General features: G+C 28.7%; 21 protein-coding genes, 1 tRNA gene and 1 other annotated feature. Of the genes, 5 read left to right on the top strand and 17 right to left on the bottom strand.

The features are described from left to right. Nucleotides 1-134: 134 nt before the first annotated feature. From pheT to ytxC, 9 genes are all read right to left on the bottom strand, one after another. Entirely contained in the window at nt 135-2,516 is a 2,382-nt protein-coding gene (pheT, locus tag J2S18_RS11930) for a phenylalanine--tRNA ligase subunit beta (protein WP_307487158.1), read from the bottom strand. Between the two features lie 32 nt (nt 2,517-2,548). Beyond that, the gene (gene pheS, locus J2S18_RS11925; RefSeq protein WP_307487157.1) at nt 2,549-3,568 is read right to left on the bottom strand and encodes a phenylalanine--tRNA ligase subunit alpha; all 1,020 of its coding nucleotides are present in this window, start codon (nt 3,566-3,568) and stop codon (nt 2,549-2,551) included. Nucleotides 3,569-3,633: 65 nt separating this feature from the next. Then, nucleotides 3,634-3,855, bottom strand: a binding site (T-box leader). A gap of 52 nt (nt 3,856-3,907) precedes the next feature. Further along, nucleotides 3,908-4,687 (bottom strand): TrmH family RNA methyltransferase, encoded by a 780-nt coding sequence (locus J2S18_RS11920; protein WP_307487156.1) that lies wholly within the window; start codon nt 4,685-4,687, stop codon nt 3,908-3,910. 19 nt (nt 4,688-4,706) lie between these two features. After that, nucleotides 4,707-5,372, bottom strand: a complete 666-nt coding sequence (locus J2S18_RS11915; RefSeq protein ID WP_307487155.1) for a potassium channel family protein — start codon at nt 5,370-5,372, stop codon at nt 4,707-4,709. 12 nt (nt 5,373-5,384) lie between these two features. Next, nucleotides 5,385-6,728, bottom strand: a complete 1,344-nt coding sequence (locus tag J2S18_RS11910; RefSeq protein ID WP_307487154.1) for a TrkH family potassium uptake protein — start codon at nt 6,726-6,728, stop codon at nt 5,385-5,387. Between the two features lie 197 nt (nt 6,729-6,925). Further along, nucleotides 6,926-7,285, bottom strand: a complete 360-nt coding sequence (rplT, locus tag J2S18_RS11905) for a 50S ribosomal protein L20 (RefSeq protein WP_209796579.1) — start codon at nt 7,283-7,285, stop codon at nt 6,926-6,928. Between the two features lie 27 nt (nt 7,286-7,312). After that, nucleotides 7,313-7,510: a 50S ribosomal protein L35 gene (gene rpmI / locus J2S18_RS11900; RefSeq protein ID WP_209796577.1), complete on the bottom strand. Its 198-nt coding sequence runs from the start codon at nt 7,508-7,510 to the stop codon at nt 7,313-7,315. A gap of 22 nt (nt 7,511-7,532) precedes the next feature. Continuing rightward, nucleotides 7,533-8,054, bottom strand: a complete 522-nt coding sequence (gene infC, locus J2S18_RS11895) for a translation initiation factor IF-3 (RefSeq protein ID WP_307487164.1) — start codon at nt 8,052-8,054, stop codon at nt 7,533-7,535. A 185-nt stretch (nt 8,055-8,239) separates the two neighbouring features. Then, nucleotides 8,240-9,115 carry a putative sporulation protein YtxC gene (gene ytxC, locus J2S18_RS11890; RefSeq protein ID WP_307487153.1) on the bottom strand — a complete coding sequence of 292 codons (876 nt, stop codon included), beginning with the start codon at nt 9,113-9,115 and terminating at the stop codon, nt 8,240-8,242. 145 nt (nt 9,116-9,260) lie between these two features. On the opposite strand from ytxC, the gene J2S18_RS11885 reads away from it, so the two are divergent. After that, entirely contained in the window at nt 9,261-9,962 is a 702-nt protein-coding gene (locus J2S18_RS11885; RefSeq protein ID WP_307487152.1) for a DUF6873 family GME fold protein, read from the top strand. Nucleotides 9,963-10,060: 98 nt separating this feature from the next. Here J2S18_RS11885 and J2S18_RS11880 read toward each other — a convergent pair whose 3' ends face one another. Next, complete coding sequence (locus J2S18_RS11880) at nt 10,061-10,705, bottom strand: HD domain-containing protein (protein ID WP_307487151.1); 645 nt, start codon at nt 10,703-10,705, stop codon at nt 10,061-10,063. Between the two features lie 109 nt (nt 10,706-10,814). On the opposite strand from J2S18_RS11880, the gene J2S18_RS11875 reads away from it, so the two are divergent. Beyond that, a tRNA-Cys gene (locus J2S18_RS11875) sits at nt 10,815-10,886 on the top strand. A 96-nt stretch (nt 10,887-10,982) separates the two neighbouring features. Here the strand turns inward: J2S18_RS11875 and hslO are convergent. From hslO to J2S18_RS11860, 3 genes are all read right to left on the bottom strand, one after another. Continuing rightward, nucleotides 10,983-11,867 carry an Hsp33 family molecular chaperone HslO gene (gene hslO, locus J2S18_RS11870; RefSeq protein WP_307487150.1) on the bottom strand — a complete coding sequence of 295 codons (885 nt, stop codon included), beginning with the start codon at nt 11,865-11,867 and terminating at the stop codon, nt 10,983-10,985. Nucleotides 11,868-11,870: 3 nt separating this feature from the next. Next, complete coding sequence (locus tag J2S18_RS11865) at nt 11,871-12,617, bottom strand: class I SAM-dependent DNA methyltransferase (RefSeq protein WP_307487149.1); 747 nt, start codon at nt 12,615-12,617, stop codon at nt 11,871-11,873. Nucleotides 12,618-12,712: 95 nt separating this feature from the next. After that, a complete protein-coding gene (locus tag J2S18_RS11860) occupies nt 12,713-12,964 on the bottom strand; it encodes an alpha/beta-type small acid-soluble spore protein (RefSeq protein WP_307487148.1) in 252 nt (83 codons plus the stop codon). A 218-nt stretch (nt 12,965-13,182) separates the two neighbouring features. Between J2S18_RS11860 and J2S18_RS11855 the strand changes: the two genes are divergently transcribed. Genes J2S18_RS11855 through dapB form a run of 3 tightly spaced genes read left to right on the top strand, consistent with a single transcriptional unit; the run spans nt 13,183 to nt 15,851 of the window. Beyond that, complete coding sequence (locus J2S18_RS11855) at nt 13,183-14,169, top strand: aspartate-semialdehyde dehydrogenase (RefSeq protein WP_307487147.1); 987 nt, start codon at nt 13,183-13,185, stop codon at nt 14,167-14,169. Between the two features lie 35 nt (nt 14,170-14,204). Continuing rightward, on the top strand, nt 14,205-15,083 hold the full coding sequence (gene dapA / locus J2S18_RS11850) for a 4-hydroxy-tetrahydrodipicolinate synthase (RefSeq protein WP_307487146.1): 879 nt from the start codon (nt 14,205-14,207) through the stop codon (nt 15,081-15,083). Between the two features lie 12 nt (nt 15,084-15,095). Next, nucleotides 15,096-15,851: a 4-hydroxy-tetrahydrodipicolinate reductase gene (gene dapB, locus J2S18_RS11845; RefSeq protein ID WP_307487145.1), complete on the top strand. Its 756-nt coding sequence runs from the start codon at nt 15,096-15,098 to the stop codon at nt 15,849-15,851. Between the two features lie 54 nt (nt 15,852-15,905). Here the strand turns inward: dapB and J2S18_RS11840 are convergent, their stop codons facing one another. Genes J2S18_RS11840 through J2S18_RS11825 form a run of 4 tightly spaced genes read right to left on the bottom strand, consistent with a single transcriptional unit; the run spans nt 15,906 to nt 20,601 of the window. Continuing rightward, entirely contained in the window at nt 15,906-17,597 is a 1,692-nt protein-coding gene (locus J2S18_RS11840) for a peptide ABC transporter substrate-binding protein (protein WP_307487144.1), read from the bottom strand. Nucleotides 17,598-17,656: 59 nt separating this feature from the next. Beyond that, nucleotides 17,657-18,637, bottom strand: coding sequence for an ABC transporter ATP-binding protein (locus tag J2S18_RS11835; protein ID WP_307487143.1), 981 nt, complete (start codon nt 18,635-18,637; stop codon nt 17,657-17,659). Then, nucleotides 18,637-19,644: an ABC transporter ATP-binding protein gene (locus J2S18_RS11830; RefSeq protein ID WP_307487142.1), complete on the bottom strand. Its 1,008-nt coding sequence runs from the start codon at nt 19,642-19,644 to the stop codon at nt 18,637-18,639. The genes J2S18_RS11835 and J2S18_RS11830 overlap by 1 nt, the downstream gene beginning before the upstream one ends. A gap of 15 nt (nt 19,645-19,659) precedes the next feature. Beyond that, nucleotides 19,660-20,601 carry an ABC transporter permease gene (locus tag J2S18_RS11825; protein ID WP_307487140.1) on the bottom strand — a complete coding sequence of 314 codons (942 nt, stop codon included), beginning with the start codon at nt 20,599-20,601 and terminating at the stop codon, nt 19,660-19,662.

The raw sequence follows: 20,601 nt of genomic DNA, 5'->3' as shown, positions 1-20,601 counted from the left end.
TATAATTTTACAATGGAGGTTTTTTATTTTCTACTCACCGCTGAAAGCTTTTTAGAACCACCCGCATAGCAGGTGGTATTCTAAATACAAAAAAAGAGAGCTAATCTAATAAAATGATTAACTCTCTTTAAATATTATCTTAAAATAGCTCCTAATTTATATTCAAGGGCTCTTAATATTTTTTCATGTACTTTATTAACTTCTTTATCAGTTAAAGTTTTTGCTTCATTTCTATAAACTATTGCATAAGCTATACTCTTTTTGCCTTCTGGAATTTGTTCTCCTCTGTATATATCAAAAAGATCAACTTTTTCAACTAAATTTCCGCCAGCTTTTCTTATTGCATCTTCAATATCTTGAACTAATATATGTTCATCAACTAAAAGGGCAATATCTCTTGTAACTGCTGGGAACTTAGGTAATGGCTTATATTTACTTTCAGTTTCTGCATTTTCATAAACAGCATCTAAATCTATTTGTGCAACATAGCATGGAACATCTATATCAAAGTTTTCATTAACATCTGGATGAATTTCTCCAAATACTCCAGCTTCTGTTTTTCTTCCTACTATAAGTTTTGCAGTTTTTCCTGGATGGAAGCTTGGGTTTTCTATTTCTCTTAAGAACTTAACTCCCTTAACCTTTAATCCATCAATTAAATTTTCTACAATTCCTTTTAAGTTTAAGTAATCTACATCACCATAAAGTCCAACTGTTAAAATATTTTTCTCTGTTGGAATTTCAGTTGGATCCTCTGAAGGAATATATATTTTACCTATTTCAAAAAGATATGCTTCACTATTATTTCTTGAATAGTTTCTTGCTAAAGATTCCATCATTGAAGCAATAGTTGTTGTTCTCATAACACTATAATCTTCTCCTAAAGGATTCTTTATAGTAACTACCTTTCTTAATTCACTATCTTCTGGTAATGCTATTTTATCAAAAGCCTTTGGTGATATAAATGAATAACTTATAGATTGATTTAATCCACTTGCTGTCATTATATCAATAACTTTTTCATCTAACATTTCTTTTTTATACTTTGGTTCTCTTTCTGTTTGAACTTTAAAAATAGTTCCTTTTATATTGTTATATCCATATATTCTTGCAACTTCTTCTGCAATATCTTCTTTAATTCCAATATCAACTCTAAATGTTGGTATTACTATTTGAAGATCATCTCCATTAATTTCAGTTTTTAAATCAACTAAATCTAAACATCTCTTCATTTCTTCTTTAGAAATATCTGTTCCTAAGAATTTGTTAATCCAGTTAGAATCAACTGTTATAGCACCTGGCTTTTTAACATCATTATATATGTCAATTGTGCCTTCCATTACATCTCCACAGCCTAATTCACAAATAAGTGCACAAGCTCTATTTAAAGCTATTTCTGCAAGATTTGGGTCAATATCCTTTTCAAATCTTGTTGAACTTTCCGTTCTAATTCCAAGTTTTTTAGAATTAACTCTTATATTAGTTCCATCAAAATTTGCACATTCAAATATTATTTCAGTAGTATCGTTTTTAACTTCTGAATCTAATCCGCCCATAATTCCAGCTAAAGCAATTGTATTTTCTGAATCTTTAATACATAAAACTGTATCATCTAATTCTCTTTCTACTTCATCTAATGTAGTGAATTTTTCTTTATTTTTAGCCTTTTCCACTACAATATTATTTGACTTAATTTCTCTTCTGTCAAAGGCATGCATTGGCTCTCCAATTTCAAGCATAACAAAGTTTGTAATATCTACTATGTTATTTATTGGTCTAACCCCTGCATCTAAAAGTCTATCTTGTATCCATTTTGGTGATGGAGCTATCTTTACATTTTTAACTCCTCTTGCCATATATCTTTTACATAATGGATCTTTTACATCTATTTTTATTTCATCATTTATATTGTCTTTTGAAGTAACTTTATATTCTAAATTTGGCATTTTATACTCTGTTCTAAGTGTTGCAGCAGTTTCTCTTGCCATTCCTATCATACTTAAACAATCTGGTCTATTTGATGTTATATCAAAATCTAAAGTTTCCTTTTTAAGTTCTAAATATTCTTTAATTTCCATTCCAATTGGAGCATCCTCTGGAAGAATCATAAGTCCATCTACTTCATCTTCTCCCTTTAAGCCAAGTTCTGCCTCTGAGCAGAACATTCCATTTGAAACAACTCCTCTAAGCTTACCTTTTTTAATTTCTGAACCATCTGCTAAAGTTGATTTATGAAGGGCAACTGGCACCTTATCTCCAACTTTCATATTAGTTGCAGCTGTTACTATTTGAAGTTCTTCCTTTTCTCCAATATCAACAAGACAGATACTTAACTTTTCTGCATCTGGATGTTTTTCTATTGAATTAAATTTACAAACAACAACTCTATTTATTAAATCTCCTTGAACTATTATTCCTTCTAATGCTGAACCTGTTAAAGTTAATAAATCTCCAAGTTCTACTGCATTTACATTTATATCAACATAATCTTTTAACCAACTATATGGTACTTTCATTTTGTTACCTCCTACTTTAAAACTAAAATATTTTAGAATTGATCTAAGAATCTCATATCACTTTCATATAGTAATCTTATATCATCTATACCATATTTAAGCATTACCATTCTGTCTACTCCAAATCCAAAAGCAAATCCTGAGTATACTTCTGGGTCTATTCCAAAATTTCTAAGTACTTGTGGATGAACCATACCACAACCTAATATTTCAATCCATCCGCTTCCTTTACAAACTTTACATCCCTTTCCTCCACAAACAAAGCATGTAGCATCCATTTCTGCTGAAGGTTCTGTAAATGGGAAGTGGTGAGGTCTAAATTTAGTTTTTACTTTGCTACCAAACATTTTCTTTGCAAATAATTCTAAAGTTCCTTTAAGATCTGCAAATGTAACTCCCTTATCAATTACTAGTCCTTCCATTTGGTAGAAGATTGGTGAATGAGTAGCATCTACATCATCTGATCTATAAACCTTTCCTGGTGATATCATTTTTATTGGTGGCTCTTGATTTTCCATAGTTCTAACTTGAACTGGAGAAGTTTGTGTTCTTAAAACTAGACTATCATTTATGTAAAATGTATCTTGTTCACTTCTAGCTGGATGATTTTTAGGAATATTTAAAGCCTCAAAATTATATTTATCAAGTTCTATTTCAGGTCCCTCTTCAATAGTAAATCCCATTGATATAAATATATCTTTCATACTTTCAAGAGTTAAATCTAGTGGATGTCTCTTACCTAATCTTTCTTTTTTTCCTGGTAATGAAATATCTATAATTTCTTTAGATAATTTTTCATTCTTTTCTTTATTCTTTATTTCTTTAGAAATACTTTCTATCTTTTCTTCTAATACTGACTTTACTTCATTAACCATCTTACCAACTATAGGTCTTTCTTCATTAGAAAGGTCCTTCATTCCTCTAAGTATAGTTGTAAGTTCCCCTTTTTTACCAAGGTATTTTACTCTTATTTCTTCAATTTTTGAAGAAGTTTTAGCATCTTCTATAACCTTTAATGCTGATTCTTGAATATCTTTTAGTTTTTCTCTCATATTCAAAGTCTCCTTTCCTTAACAATTTTAAATTAATTTTTCATAATAAAAAAACCGCCCCTAATAAAAGGGACGGAATATCCGCGTTACCACCCTAATTGGTTTAATATAATAATTAAACCCAACTCGTAAATTTAACGATTTTACCCGCTAACTGCTACTAAAAACTTTCGCAGCTAGAACTCCTGAGTGAACTTCAATATAATTCTTTTAAAGTGGCTTACAGTCTATGACCACTTCTCCCTTAAAAAGTTACTTATATTTACTCTCTCTATCAATGCTTTATTAATTTAAGATTATATCCTAGATTATACACAGTATTTTCTAAAAGTTCAATACCTATAAAGCTTTCTTTTGCCTAACTCTTTCATAAAGAACAATTGAAGTTGCTACTCCTACATTTAAAGATTCAGCTCCTCCTGGCATTGGTATTTTTACTTTTTTGTCAGAAAGATTGTATATTTCATCTGAAACTCCATTTCCTTCATTTCCAACAGTAATAACTATCTTACCTGTTAAATCTTCTTCAAAAAAATTGTTTTTCCCTTCTAAAGATGTTGAAAAAATTGAAAAGCCCATTTCTTTTAAAGATTTTATAATAGTAAGGTCATCATCCTCAATTATTGGTATATAAAACATAGAACCCATAGTTGATCTAATAGTTTTTTCATTATATATATCAACAGTTCCCTTTGTTAATATAATACCATCTATTCCTGCTGCATGGGCTGTTCTTATTATCGTTCCAAGATTTCCTGGGTCTTGTAATTTATCACATAACAAATAAAATTCTCCATTTATATCTATTTTATTTTGTTCCATTATTACAACTCCAAGAATTCCTTGAGGATTTTCTGTTCCGCAGCTTTCTAGAAATAAATTTTTATTTAAGCCAAAAATTTTGCCTTTATAATTATATTTATTTACTAATTCTTCTGTCTTTTCTTCAAGTTCCTTAAGACAAAATATAGTTTCTATATTAGCACCAGCTTTTAAAGCTTCCTCTACTAATCTAAAACCTTCAATTAAATATTTTTTTAATTTATTTCTATTTCTTCTTTCTTTTAATTTTTTTGTTTCTTTATATATAGCATTATCTTTACTTTCTATATAAATCAAAATCTGCACCTCAATTAAGTTAGAATTTAACTATCATGCCTTCTAATTTGCTTAAATCCTCTGCTGAACCTATAGCTACAAATATATCTTTACTTTCCACTACAAAATCTGCTGGAGGAGAAAGATTTATTTCATCATCTCTCTTTATGGCCATAACATTTATTCCATATTTACTTCTAAGTTTTAATTCTCTAATAGTTTTATTTTGCCATTCTTCTGGTGCTTCTATCTCCATAATACTATAATCTGGTGATAATTCTATAAAGTCTAATATACTTTCTGAAACTAGATTATGGGCAACTCTAACTCCCATATCCTTTTCAGGTAATATTACTCTATCAGCTCCAATTTTATATAATACTTTAGCATGTAAATCGCTATTTCCTTTTGCAATTATATACTTAACTCCTAATTCTTTAACTAATAGTGTTGCCATAACACTTGCTTGAATATTAGAACCAATTGTTACAACTGCTACATCAAAATTTCTAAGGCCTAAAGTTCTAAGTGCACCTTCATCAGTTGCATCCATTTGTACAGCATGAGTAACTTTATCAGATATATCTTGAATTAAATCTTCATCTTTATCTATAACAAGAACATCATTTCCAAGAGTATATAAAGTCTCTGCAATAGATGATCCAAATCTTCCAAGACCTATAATTACAAATTGTTTTTTCATCATATAATTCATCCCCTAACCAATTAAAATCTTGCCTTCTGGATATTTATGTGTTTGCTTTTTCTTGTTTCTTAAAAATGCTAAGGCTACAGTCATAGGTCCAACTCTACCACAATACATTGTTATTATTATGATAATTTTTCCAGCTGTACTTAATCTTTGAGTTACTCCTGTTGTAAGTCCAACTGTACCAAAAGCTGATGTTGCCTCATACATTAAATTTACAAATGACTCATTTGGATCTGTTATAGATAATATAAGTGTAACTCCTATAACAAGAGACATACCTATTATTAAAAGAGCAAAAGATTTATAAACTAAGTCCTTTGAAAATCTTCTTCCAAAAACTTGAGTATCTTCTCTTCCTCTAATTACTGAAATTACAGTTAATATAATAACTCCAAATGTAGCAGTTTTAAGTCCTCCTGCTGTTGACCCTGGCGATCCACCTATAAACATTAAAATTATTGTTAAAAACTTTCCAGCGTTTGTCATTCCATCTGTTGATACACTGTTAAAGCCAGCTGTTCTTGGAGATACAGAAGCAAAATAAGAATTTAGTATTTTATCTCCAACTCCCATTTTACCCATTGTTTCTGGATTGTGCATTTCAAATAAATACATTAATATAGTTCCACCAATTATAAGTATAGTTGTAATTAATAAAACAACTTTTGAATGTACAGATAATTTTTTAATTCCCCTATAATTATATAATTCCATCCATACAGTAAATCCAAGTCCACCTATAATAATAAGGCTACTTATAGTTAATAAAACTACAGCGTTGCTAGAATAGGATGTAACTGAACTAAATCCTCCAAATAAGTCAAATCCATCATTACAAAAAGCAGATATTGAATGAAAAACACTAAAGTATATTCCTTTTCCTATACCAAACCTTGGAATAAATTGAGTAGATAATAATAGTGCTCCAAAGAATTGTACTGCAAAAGTAAAACTTAAAACATACTTTACCATTTTTACTAGCCCTTGAATATTAAATGTATTCATAGCTTCTTGCATTAACAACCTATCTCTTAATGTTATCTTTTTACCTAACAAAACTGCTATAAAGGTTGCAAAGGACATAAATCCTAAACCACCAATTTCAATAAGTAACATTATAACTACTTGACCAAATTCATTCCAGTATGTTCCTGTATCCAAAGTTACAAGACCTGTTACACATACAGCTGAAGTTGAAGTAAATAAGGCATCTAAAAAATTCGTGCTTTCTCCACTTTCTGATGAAATTGGTAAGCTTAAAAGTATTGCCCCTATAAATATAACTATAAAAAACCCAAGTGCTAGAACTTGCACTCCACTTAACTTTTTTTTCATTAAACTTTTTTTCATTTAACCACCTCAAAGGTTTAGATATAACACTTAATATCTATTATACACAATATATTATAAAATATCAGAAACTTAATTTTACTATTCCCATGTTAAAGGATTATTATATCTATATTAATATTTTATAAATATGTAAACATTTCCTTCAAATTCCCCCTATATATAAAGAAAATGCGACCTAAGTCGCATCTTTATAATTAAGCGTTTATATGTTTTTTAGCTACTTCAACTAATTCTGCAAATGCTTTTGGATCGTTGATAGCTATTTCTGATAACATTTTTCTGTTTATGTCTATTCCAGCTAATTTGATTCCATTCATGAATCTTGAGTATGAAAGACCATTCATTCTTGTAGCTGCGTTTATTCTAGCTATCCATAGTCTTCTGTAATCTCTCTTCTTTAATCTTCTACCAACATAAGCATTTCTTAATGCTCTTATAACTGATTCATTAGCTGTTTTAAATAACTTGCTCTTTCCACCGTAGTATCCTTTTGCAAGCTTTAACACTTTTTTATGATTCTTACGAGCGTTAACTGCTCTCTTAACTCTTGCCATTTAATAAAACCTCCTGCGTCCAAACTCTTATAGGTATGGTAATAATTTCTTCATTACTTTTTCTTGTGCTACTGATACGTATCCACCTTTTCTAAGTTTTCTCTTAGTTTTTGAGCTCTTCTTAGTTAATATGTGGCTTCTGAAAGCTTTAGCTCTCTTAAGTTTTCCTGTACCTGTCTTTCTAAATCTCTTTGCTGCACCTCTATGTGTCTTCATTTTTGGCATGATGAAATCCTCCTCTCAAAAGTTATGCCTTTTTTGGTCCTAAAATCATTGTCATGTTTCTACCTTCTCTTTTAGGAGCTTTTTCTACGATACAAACATCTTCAAGTTTTCCGACGAAGTTGTCAAGAATTCTTTGGGCAATATGTCCTAATTCCATCTCTCTTCCTCTGAATCTTACAGTGACTTTGACTTTATCTCCATCTAATAGGAACTTCCTTGCTTTTTTAGCTTTAATTGCAATATCATTTTCTTCAATAGTAAGACTTACTCTGATTTCTTTGATATTTATAACTTTTTGTTTCTTCTTAGCTTCTTTTTCTTTTTTTGATTGCTCATATATAAACTTACCTAAGTCCATAATCTTGCATACTGGTGGATTAGCATTTGGTGATATCATCACTAAATCTAATTCATTTTCTTCTGCAATCTTAAGAGCTTCTTTAGTTGGTAATATACCAAGCTGCTCTCCATCTTTAGATATTACTCTTATTTCCTTTTTTCTAATATCTTCATTTACGATATAATTTTTACTAATGGCTTCCACCTCCGAAATTTTTAACATATAAATAAAGGACGGCACAAAGCCGTCCTGATTAATCTACAATTTAAACAAATCAAACCATACTAATAACTTAAAACTAAGCATTGCAGGTGAGAAACGGCTGTTTCTTCTTTACATAAATATATTACTATCTTCATTTATCTTTGTCAACATTTTTTTGAATTTAGTTATAATAAATTTTTATCACATTCATTAATAAATTCAACACGCTTTTCAAAGACATTTACTATTGTATCAATGAATTCTTTATTTGTACAGTACTTTTTTTTAAAAATATTAATTTTTTTTGGAGCATTAGTTATTAACCCGCTTATTATTACATCTTCAACATTTGCATCTACGCCTAATTTGCAATCTGATAGCTCCTTCATAAATTCATCAAAAAGATCAATATTATTTTGGTCTACTACACTGTACCCTCCATCTTTATTAATTATAATATCAACTCTTTCAAGTTTACTCTCTTGTATATCAACAAAATACTTTAAAAGTTTTATAAACTCTCTATATTCTTTTTCTACCATATATTTTTCAATTACTTTATCTATAACTCTTTCTATATCACCTTTAAGTTCCTTCATTCTAAATGTTATAAATCCATTTATATTAAATTCATTGTTTTCATCTAAACATTCTTTTATATTAGATGTTATTTTATTTATTTTATTTTCGCAATAAACGCTTACCTCATCTTTAATAGATAATTTCTTATAAAATGTATCCATTATACTTTTTTCTATTTCTATTATTTCATCCTGCTTTAAGAAAAAATAAGTATCTGTTAAAAATTCAAATAATTCTTTTTCCTTATAATTTTTAATTACTATTTTATATAATATTTCACTTATATATATTTTAATTTTTTCAAAAATTTTATCACTATAACACTCTTCATCACACATAACTTTTACAATATGAATTTTACCTTCTATTTTTTCAACTAAACCTATTACTATATCTTTATTTTTTAGTAGGGTTTTCAATTCTTGTAACTCTTTTATAAAGTCTAATTCTCCCATATAAGCTAACTTTAGCACAAGCATATATTTCACTCCCTTCTTAGTAATAGTATGTATTAAATACATTTTACCTATACCTTAAATCATTTTGTAAAACTTCCTATTTTTATTGATTTTTCAGCATATTAGTAGTAATTTAATTATATATTTATATTAAGGAGGATAATTTATGTATTCTTTTGTTGATTATAGAATATCAGAGGAAGAAATAGTAAATTTAAAAAGTGAAGGTGTAATTCCTATTAAAGTCCCAAAAACTACTCTTGTTTATGATGCAATTTGTGGTCATGTTGATATACAATTAAATATTTTAAACAAAAAAAATAAAACAGTAATAGTACATAAAGATATAGATAAAACCTTTTTAAAAAAATTAAAAGAGTTTTCTATAAATTATATTTTTTCTAATAACTCATTAGGAAATAAATACCCTAGTGATATTATTTTAAATGCTTTAATAACAGAAACTTTTTTAATGCATAACCTTAAATACACAGATAAAAATCTATTAGATAACTCACCATTAAAGAAATTAATTAATGTATCTCAAGGCTACACAAAATGTTCTGTATTAAATATTTATGATAAAGCCTTCATAACATCTGATAAATTAATATACAATTCTTTATTAGCTGAAGGTTTAGATACTCTTCTCCTTCCTCCTGGTGATATTATTCTTGAAGGACTAGATTATGGATTTATAGGTGGTACAGGAGGTACAATTGGCAACAACAAATTAGCTTTCTTTGGTAACTTAAATTATTATAAGTACGGAGAAGAAGTATTGAACTTTTTAAAAAAGCACAATGTAGAACCTGTTTATTTAAGAAATTCAAAGCTTATAGATAGAGGCAGCATTCTAACTTTATAAGCTTCTATATATATTACGTCCCCATATATAAAATGTTTCAATTTATAATAAAATAAAAGCTATAAAAGTTTGAACTAACAAACCTTTATAGCTTTTATCTATTTAATGAAATTTAAATTTTTATTACCACTATCTCTATATTTTTCTAAAAATTCATGGATACTAGCAATTATTTCTAATTTACCTTCTTTATCTAATCCACCTCTACCTAATCTATCACATAAAAAAACTAATGTAATATCATTTATATCAACATTTTTTATCATTTCTTTTTCATTTCCAAAGGGAAGATTATTTTTTATATATAAAAAGTGCATATGATATTTTATTAAATTTCTAACCTTCTCTATAAACTCTTCATCATTACATCCTAATTTCTTTAAAAACTTATATCCTTCCTCTGAGCCTACATTGTCATGATTATAAGATGTCCATCTTCCTTTCCTCATTTTTGTTGTTTTAATCTTACCTATATCATGTAAAAGAAGAGCCCACATAAAGGCTTTTTTATCATTTGCATATTCTCTATAATAAGCTCCATTATCAACTACTAACATAGTATGATTCCAGACGTTTCCTTCTGGGTGATGCTTTTTTGACTGCATAACATCCTTTAGTTTCTCTATTTCATTTAATGGCTCTTTTTTTAATTTTCCATTTTGTAATAAATAATTAAAATACTCAGAAGGTTTTTTATCATAAAGTAAGTGGTGTTCAATATCTTTCATTTGTAATACATCCATAAAAAAGCACTCCTTTCCTATATAATAAGTTTATCCATAAAAATTTTTTAAATGTATTTTTTATTTTTTAGTAATATATTTTTTTTATTTTAATATACTATAAATATAAGGCGCTGTGGCCAAGTGGTAAGGCAGAGGTCTGCAAAATCTTTATTCCCCAGTTCAAATCTGGGCAGCGCCTCTTTAAAAAATATAATATACAAAAAGTAGGATTCAAATTTGAATCCTACTTTTTTTTGTAAGGTACTATTAAAAATTGCTTCTATAAAGTATTATTTTATTTTTTACACTTTTCTAAAAGTTCTCCAATTTCTTCATGAGTAATCTTATATTTTTTATTACAGAAATGACAAACTATTTCTTCGTCTTTTCCATCTTCATAAATTTCTTTAAGGTCTTTTTCACCAATACTTATTAATGCCTTTTCTATTCTTTCTCTTGAACAGTCACATTTATATGTTGGTTCCATAGTTTCTAATATTTTTGGATCCATATCTTCAAAAATATCTTCCATTATTTCTTCTATTGTTTTTCCTTCTTCTATAAGAGTTGTTATTGGTTTCATATCTTGAAGTCTATAAGTTATTATATCTGCTAAAAGATCATCAGCACCTGGCATCATTTGAATTATAAATCCTCCTGAAGCCTTTATTGAAAAATCTTTATCAACTAAAACTCCAAGGGCAACTGCTGATGGAGTTTGTTCTGACACTGTAAAATAATATGCTAAATCTTCTGCTATTTCTCCAGTATAAATTGGAACCTGTCCTACATATGGATCTTTTAATCCCATGTCCTTTATTACATAAAGTAATCCCTTTGTTCCAACTGCAGTACTTACATCAAGCTTTCCATTTTCTTTTAGTGGTAAATCAACATTTGGATTTCCTATAAATCCTTTAACAGAACCATCTGAATGTCCTGTAACTGTAACACCTTTTAGTTCTCCGCCACCATCAATTTTTAATGTTATTGCTTCTTTATCTGATTTTAATTGTACTCCCATTAATGAACATGCTGTAAGCATTCTACCAAGAGCTGCTGAAGCAACTGGTGTACACTCGTGCATTTTAGTTCCTTCATTAACTAAGTTAGTAGTAATACCTCCTATAAATCTTATCATTCCATCTTTGGCTGTACCTCTAATAATTTTATCTTTCATAAACTATACCTCCCCGTCCTTCTTAACTACATATAAAATTCTCTCTGAAAGATCACAAACCTTTTTATTTGAATACCCTTCAAATTTTCCTAATACATGTAATTTACATTTTTTAAGTGCATCTTCTAAGAATTTCTCTTTGTATGCTCTTTCAAAATGTTCTTCTTCAAATCTTTCATACAGTTCTCCTTCTTTAATGAAAAAAGTTAAAAACATATTTGTAATTTCATCTTCAAAGGTATTTTCCCATGAATAAAATACATCTTCTGAATTGTATGTATAAATATTATTACCTAATATAGTAGATAATTTATAATATGAATTTATATCAAATATAAATATTCCGTCCTCTTTTAAGTGGTTATAGATTCCATTAAAATAATTTAAAATTCCAGAGTCTTCTAATATATAATTAGTAGAATCTAAAACACAAGTTATTAAATCAAATTTATGATTAAGATTTAACTCAGTCATATCTTGGCATACTATTTGACTTTTTATTTTTTCCTTTTTAAACTTTTCAAAAGCTTCCATTAACATATCATCTGAAAGGTCTACTGCAAAGGATTTTTTAAAGTCTTTTGCAAGCCTTAATGAAACATTTCCTGTTCCACAGGCTAAATCTAAATAATCTGTTTTTTCTACTTTATATTCATTTAAAATTTCTCTAATTCTATTTGCTATTTTTTCATAATCTATATCTTCATTTATTAGTTGATCGTATATCTTAGCAAATTCACCATATGCCATATAATTCCCCCATTCATTTTAGAAAAACACTACCATTTATATTATAATTATTTCTACATTTAGTCAAACTAATTTAATTACATTTTTATTAGTTATTATTTTCTTCCTAATATTTCATCATTTGTTGGAATGTGAAGCTTCTTTTTTCTACTTGTCATCATTCCACCTATCCTTCCTGTTTCCTCTGCTGTTAGTGCAGACCAGCCTCCATTATCTACCTTATCTTTTAATCCAAGTTCCTCTGCAATTTCATATTTTATTTTTTCTCTAAGTTTTTCTATTTCTGTAAGTTCTTTATTTGCTTTAATCTTAGATTTTATTATTTTTTTTAAAGGTGTTTTACTCATATTTATTCCTCCATTCTTTATATATCTTTTCCATAAAGAATAAAAAAATGTATTATATTTCTAAGGTTTTAATATAATTATGTGAAAAGTTTTTTTGATACATCTTTTTTATAAGTATTTTTTCTATAACTCTTGATATTTCTTTAATAAATACTTATAGTTATTGTATAAATATATTGTAGAAATACAATTTACAAAAAAGTATTGGAGGGATTAATTTGTATAACATTGCAATAGTTGGGGCTACTGGTAATGTCGGTAGAAAAATATTAAGCATCTTAGAAGAAAGGAATTTTCCAGTAGATAATCTTTATCTTTTTGCTTCAAAAAGATCTGCAGGCAAAAAAATGGAGTTTAAAGGAAATGAATATATTGTTGAAGAAACATGTGAAGAAAATATTAAATCTAAAAAATTAGATTTTGCATTATTTTCAGCAGGTGGTGATACAAGCCTAAAATTTGCTCCTATTTTCGCAGAAAATGGTGCTGTTGTAATAGATAATAGTAGTGCTTGGAGAATGGACCCTAAGGTTCCTTTAGTTGTTCCTGAAGTAAATCCAGAAGATATAAAATGGAACAATGGAATAATAGCAAATCCAAACTGTTCTACAATTCAAGCAATGCCTGTTTTAAAAGCAATTCACGATAAATATGGATTAAAAAGAGTTATCTATTCAACTTACCAAGCAGTATCTGGTGCAGGAATGCAAGCTATAAAAGATTTAGAAGATGGACAAAAAGGTATTGCACCTAAAAAGTTCCCAAAACCAATAGCAGGTAATGTTCTACCTCATATAGATGTATTTTTAGATAATGGATACACTAAAGAAGAAATGAAAATGATAAATGAAACAAGAAAAATTCTTCATCTTGATGATTTAAAGGTAACTGCTACAACAGCTAGAGTTCCTGTTTTAAATTCTCATAGTGAAAGTATAAATGTTGAAGTTTTAAAACCATTTGAATTATCTGATATATTTAAAACTCTAGAAGAAGCTAAAGGGGTTACTCTTTGTGATGATGTTGAAAACCTACAATATCCAACACCTCTTGAAGCATCTGATAAAGATGATGTTTTTGTTGGAAGAATAAGAAAAGACTTTAGTGTAGACAATGGATTAAACCTTTGGGTTGTTGCAGACAACATAAGAAAGGGTGCTGCATTAAATGCAGTCCAAATCGCTGAGTTAATGATTAATGATTAATAATAAATAATTAAATAAATTTTGGAGGTTTTAATATGGCAATTTTTGAAGGTTCAGGTGTTGCATTAGTTACTCCTTTTACTAATGATGGAGTTAACTATGACAAGTTAAAAGAAATTTTAGAATGGCATGTAAAAGAAGGAACTGACTCTATAATAATATGTGGAACTACAGGTGAAGCTACTACTATGACTTTAGATGAAAAGAAAGAAGTTATAAAGTTTACAGTAGACGTTATAAATGGAAGAATTCCTGTAATTGCAGGTACTGGTTCAAATAATACTAAAGCTGCTGTAGAAATGAGTAAATACGCTGAAAGCGTTGGAGTTGATGCAATTTTAGTAATTACACCATACTATAATAAAACAAACAATAAAGGTTTAATAAAACATTTTGAAGCTGTAAATGATGGAGTTAATATTCCAATAATAGTTTACAATGTTCCAAGTAGAACTGGTATGAATGTATCACCTGCTACTTTAAAGGAGCTTTCAAAGCTTAAAAATATTGTAGCTGTTAAAGAAGCTAGCGGAAATTTAAGTCAAGTTGCACAGATAAAAGCTCTTTGTGGAGATTCAATAGATATTTATTCAGGAAATGATGATCAAATCATACCTATTATGTCTCTTGGCGGAAAGGGAGTTATATCTGTTCTTGCAAATGTAATTCCAAAGGAAGTTCATAATATGACAAGAATGTATTTAGATTCTAAATGTCATGAAGCATCAAAAATTCAAATAGATACTTTAGAACTTGCAAATTCATTATTTTTAGAAACTAATCCTATTCCAGTTAAAACTGCCCTTAACTTAATGGGATTTGAAGTTGGTCCTTTAAGACTTCCTTTATATGAAATGGATGAAACACTAAAAAATAAATTAGAGGATACATTAAAAAAATATAAATTAATGTAAGGAGATAAAGTTATGACTAAAATAATATTAAACGGAGCTTCCGGTAAAATGGGAACTGTTATAACAAATATAGTAAAAGATTTTAAGGATCTTGAAATTGTAGCAGGTATTGACAGATTTCCAAAAAAAGATTCACCATACAAAATATTTGCCTCTCCTTCAGATGTAGATATTGAATATGATGTTTTACTTGATTTTTCAAGAGCTGAAGCTTTAAAAGGATTATTAGAATTAACAGAGAAAACAAAAAAGCCATTAATTATATGCTCAACTGGTTTTTCTAAAGAAGATTTAGATCTTATAGATGAAAAGAGCAAAACTCTTCCTTTATTTAGATCAGCAAACATGTCTCTTGGCATTAACTTAATAAATTCTTTATTAAAAAAGGTTGCTCCTTTATTATATGGTAATTATGATATTGAAATAATTGAAAAACATCATAACCAAAAGGTAGATGCACCAAGTGGTACTGCTCTTCTTTTAGCTGACACTATTAAAGATTCTTTAGATGAAGAAACTAAATATGTTTATGGAAGATCTGGTCATCATAAACGTGAAAAAGAAGAAATAGGAATTCACGCAATACGTGGTGGTTCAATTGTTGGAGATCATGATGTAATCTTTGCAGGTACTGGAGAAGTTATTGAATTAAATCATAAAGCGATTTCAAGGGAAGTATTTGCAGTTGGAGCTTTAAAAGCTTGTGAATATATGAGTAAAGTTACAAAACCTGGTTTGTATACTATGGATGATGTAATCGGATTATAAAAGAAAAAATATGGTAGATATAATATCTACCATATTTTTATTATAATTTTTTAATTAATGAGCTTCTACATAAGCTTTATCAAAAAATACTTGACCTAAAGTTGATGCTCTAAATCCTTTTACATAAGGTTGTGCCCCATGTATTTTAGTGTAATCATAAATTGGTATAACTGCCATTTCTTCTAATAATATTTCTTCTGCCTTTTTCATATATTCAAATCTCTTCTTATTATCTTTTTCTTTTTTAGCCTTTTTAATTAATTCATCATACTCTTTATTAGAAAAATGAGCATCATTATTTCCCCAACTATTTTTATCCTCTGCATTTCCACTTAACCACATATCTAAAAATGTCATTGGATCTGTATAATCTGCTGACCATCCATGTCTTGAAATTTGGTAATCTCCATTTTGTCTTGTATTTAAAAATACTGCCCATTCTTGATTTGTAAGTTTAACTTTAACTCCAATGTCCTTCCAATTTTGCTCAATAACTTCCATAATAGCTTTATGTCCACCTTCTGAATTATACATAAGTTCAATTTCTGGTAGTCCTTTTCCATCTGGATATCCAGCTTCTTTTAATAACTTCTTAGCCTCTTCTACATTTTCTTCCTGTTTTGTAGGATCAAATTTATTATTTTTAAATTCTTTTCCATCATCATCTTTAAGTCCAGATGGTACAAAACTTGCTGATGGTACTTGTTCTGCCTTAGCAACATCTTCAACTATTGAAACTCTATTTATAGCTAATGAAAGTGCTTGTCTTACCTTTTTATTAGAAAGAGCTTTTTGAACATTTTTATCTAGTTTATCAAATTCATTTCCTACATTTACACATATAAAATATGTTCCTAAATTAGGATATATTTTAACTAATCCCTTTTCTTTACCATCATCTATTCTTTCTATAGGAACATTTGATATAACATCAAAATCTCCAGATTCTAATGATGCATAGGAACTTGTTTCATCAGTTGCCATTTTACAAATTAACTTTTCTAATTTTATATTATCTTTATCCCAATAATTTTCATTCTTTTCAAAAGTATAAGAATCCTTCATTTGATAATCTGTTAATTTAAATGGTCCATTTGAAATATAAGTTTCTGGTTTATTAATCCACTTATCCTTATTAGCTTTTATAACATCCTCTCTTACAGGCATATATGTTGGAAATGCCATAAGTTCTATAAAATATGGAGTTGGAGAATTTAATTTAACTTCTAAAGTGTTATCATCAATAACTTTAATTCCTAAATCCTTATCTTTAACTTTTCCATTATAATATTCTTCTGCATTTTTAATATAAAATAATTGATATGCATATTCTGCTGCTGTCTTTTTTGTTAATACTCTCTTCCATGCATATTCAAAATCTTTTGCAGTAACGGCTTTACCATCTGACCATTTTGCATCATCTCGCAATTTAAAAGTATAAGTTAAGCCATCCTTTGATACTTTCCATTCCTTTGCAACTCCAGGAATAGCTTTATCATTTTCATCAAGCTTTACTAATCCTTCAAATGCATTTGATATAATTGTTGAACCATCTACTGCTGTATTAAGTGCTGGATCTATTGTTTCAACAACAGCCCCAATATTATAAGTAATTTTTTGCTCTACAGAATCAGTTCCAGATCCAGAGCCCCCTTCATTAGAATTTCCACACCCAGTAAAAACAGATGCACTTATGGCCACTGCTAAAGTAGTAGCACAAAGTTTTTTGATTTTACTTAATTTCATTTCTTATCCCCCTTTTATATTTAGTTATAATAAATTATCTATTAGATAATGAATTATTCTTAATTAAACAAATGACATGCTACGAAGTGATCTTTTTCAACTTCTTTTAAAACCGGATCTTCCCTATTACAAATATCCTTTGCATATTTACATCTACCTTTAAATCTACATCCAGGTTTTGGGTCTATTGGAGATACAACATCTCCTTCTAAAACAATTCGCTTATTTTCCTTTGCAATTTTAGGATCTGGAATTGGAACTGCTGATAAAAGTGCTTTGGTGTATGGATGTTTTGGCTTAAGATAAACATCATCACTTGGTCCCTTTTCAACCATTTGTCCTAAATACATAACTCCAATATGTGTTGAAATATGCTTAACCATAGATAAATCATGAGCTATAAAAAGATAAGTTAAAGAAAGTTCCTCTTGAAGCTCCTCTAACATATTTATTACTTGTGCTTGAATAGACACATCTAATGCTGATATTGGTTCATCACAAATAATTAATTCCGGTTCAACTGCAAGAGCCCTTGCAATACCAATTCTTTGTCTTTGCCCTCCTGAAAATTCATGGGCATACCTATTTATATGGCTTCCATTTAATCCAACCTTATTAAGTAGATATCTTATTCTCTCTTCTCTTTCCTTATCTTTATACAATTTGTGAATATCTATTGCTTCTCCAACAATATCCCCAACTGTCATTCTTGGATTTAATGATGCATATGGATCTTGAAATATCATTTGCATCTTTCTTCTTAATGGAATCATTTCTTTCTCAGATTTTTTTGTTATATCTTCTCCATTAAAAATTATCTTTCCTTCTGTTGGCTCATATAACTTTAATATAGTTCTTCCAGTTGTAGTTTTTCCACATCCAGATTCTCCTACAAGACCTAAAGTTTCACCTTTTTTTATAGAAAAGGATACATTATCCACTGCTTTAACAAAACTTTTTTTACTAAAAATACCCTTATTTGCAGGAAAATACTTACATAAATTTTCAACTTCTAAAATTGTATCTTTGGATTCTTTCATTACTCATCCCCTCCTATAGACAAATTAACTTTTGGAGCATCTTTATGACATAACCAACAAGCTGTATCATGACCTTCATCTATATTAAATAAAGGAGGTCTGTTCTCCATGCAAATCTTCATTGTATAATCACATCTATCTGCAAAAGGACATCCCTTAGGTGGATTTAAAAGATCTGGAGGTCTGCCTTCTATAGGTGTAAGTTTTTCTTTAACTTTTTTCATAGGATTTGGAACACTTCTAAGAAGTCCTAAAGTATATGGATGTGTTCCTCTATAAAAAATATCTTCAGCACTTCCTGATTCTACAATCAGACCTCCATACATAACATTTATTCTTGCACAAAGGTCTGCAACCACTCCAAGGTCATGAGTTATAAGTATAATTGAAGTATTTAACTTTTCCTTTAAACTTTTCATAAGATCTAGTATTTGTGCTTGAATAGTAACATCTAAAGCTGTAGTTGGCTCATCTGCAATAATTAATTTAGGTTCACAAATCAAACTTATTGCTATCATTGCCCTTTGTCTCATTCCTCCTGAAAATTCGTGAGGATATTGCTTCATTCTTTTTTCTGGACTTGGTATTCCAACTAATTTAAGAATTTCTATTCCCTTTTTTATTGCTTCTTTTTTAGAAATTTTTTTATGCTTTACTAAATGCTCTGTTAATTGATCTCCTATAGTATAAAGAGGATTTAAGGAAGTCATAGGGTCTTGAAATATCATCCCCATATCATTTCCCCTTATTTTTTCCATATCTTTTTCTTTATATTTACTAATATTTTTTTCATCAAATATTATTTCATCACTTTCTATAATTGCATTTTCTGATAAAAGCTTCATTATTGACATCATTGTAACTGACTTGCCACATCCAGACTCTCCAACAATTCCTAAAGCTTCTCCCTTATCTACATAAAATGAAACCCCTCGTACTGCTTGTACTTCACCTAAATGTGTATGGAAGGAGGTTCTTAAATTTTTAACTTCTAATAATTTACTCATAATTTCTAATTCCTCCTATCTTTGATGTTTAGGGTCTAAAGCTTCTGTTAATCCATCCCCTAGCATGTTAAATGAAAGTATTATTAAACATATCATAGCTGCTGGGAAAAATAGTTGATATGGATTAGTATATATTGCTGGCATTGCATCATTACATAATGTTCCTAAGGATGCAAGAGGTGCATTTAGCCCTAATCCTATAAAGCTTAAAAAAGCTTCAGTAAATATAGCTTGAGGAATTAAAAGAGTCATTGTAACTATAATTGATCCCATACAGTTTGGTATTAAATGTCTAAATAAAATTCTCTTTTTTGATGCACCTAAAGTTTTAGCTGCAAGAACAAACTCCTGCTGTTTTAATTGCAAAATATCTCCTCTAACTATTCTTGCCATACCAACCCAGTAGGATATTGAAAGAGCCACTATAATACTTAATATCCCTGTATCATCAAAGGCTGTATCTTTTAAAACTGCCATTATTATTACTACATATATAGTTGTTGGTATTGAATAAAGACAATCAACTATTCTCATCATAATATTGTCAATTTTTCCACCAAAGAATCCTGAAATTCCTCCATATAAAACTCCAACAAATAAGTTAATTACAGCAGCTGCTCCTCCAATAATTAATGAATATCTAGCTCCCATCATAACTCTTACAAATAAATCTCTTCCAAGTTTATCAGTTCCAAAAAAATGTACTCCATTAGGTTTTAAATCTTTAAGTTTTAAATTTTGAGCATCATATGAAAATTTTGAAACCATTGGAACTATTATTGCAAGTAACACTAGTACTATTACTACTATTAAAGAAATTAATGCTATTTTATTTTCTTTTAATCTATTCCATGCATCTTTCCAATATCCAACACTTGATTTTATATTCTGATCAAAACTTTTCTCTTCCTTAGATAAGGGAGCAAACATATCTTTATTAAATTCTAAATTTTCCAT

Origin of the sequence: Eubacterium multiforme (genome assembly GCF_030813415.1) — a bacterium.
GTDB lineage: Bacteria > Bacillota > Clostridia > Clostridiales > Clostridiaceae > Clostridium > Clostridium multiforme.
This window is presented reverse-complemented; position numbering and strand designations above follow the sequence as displayed.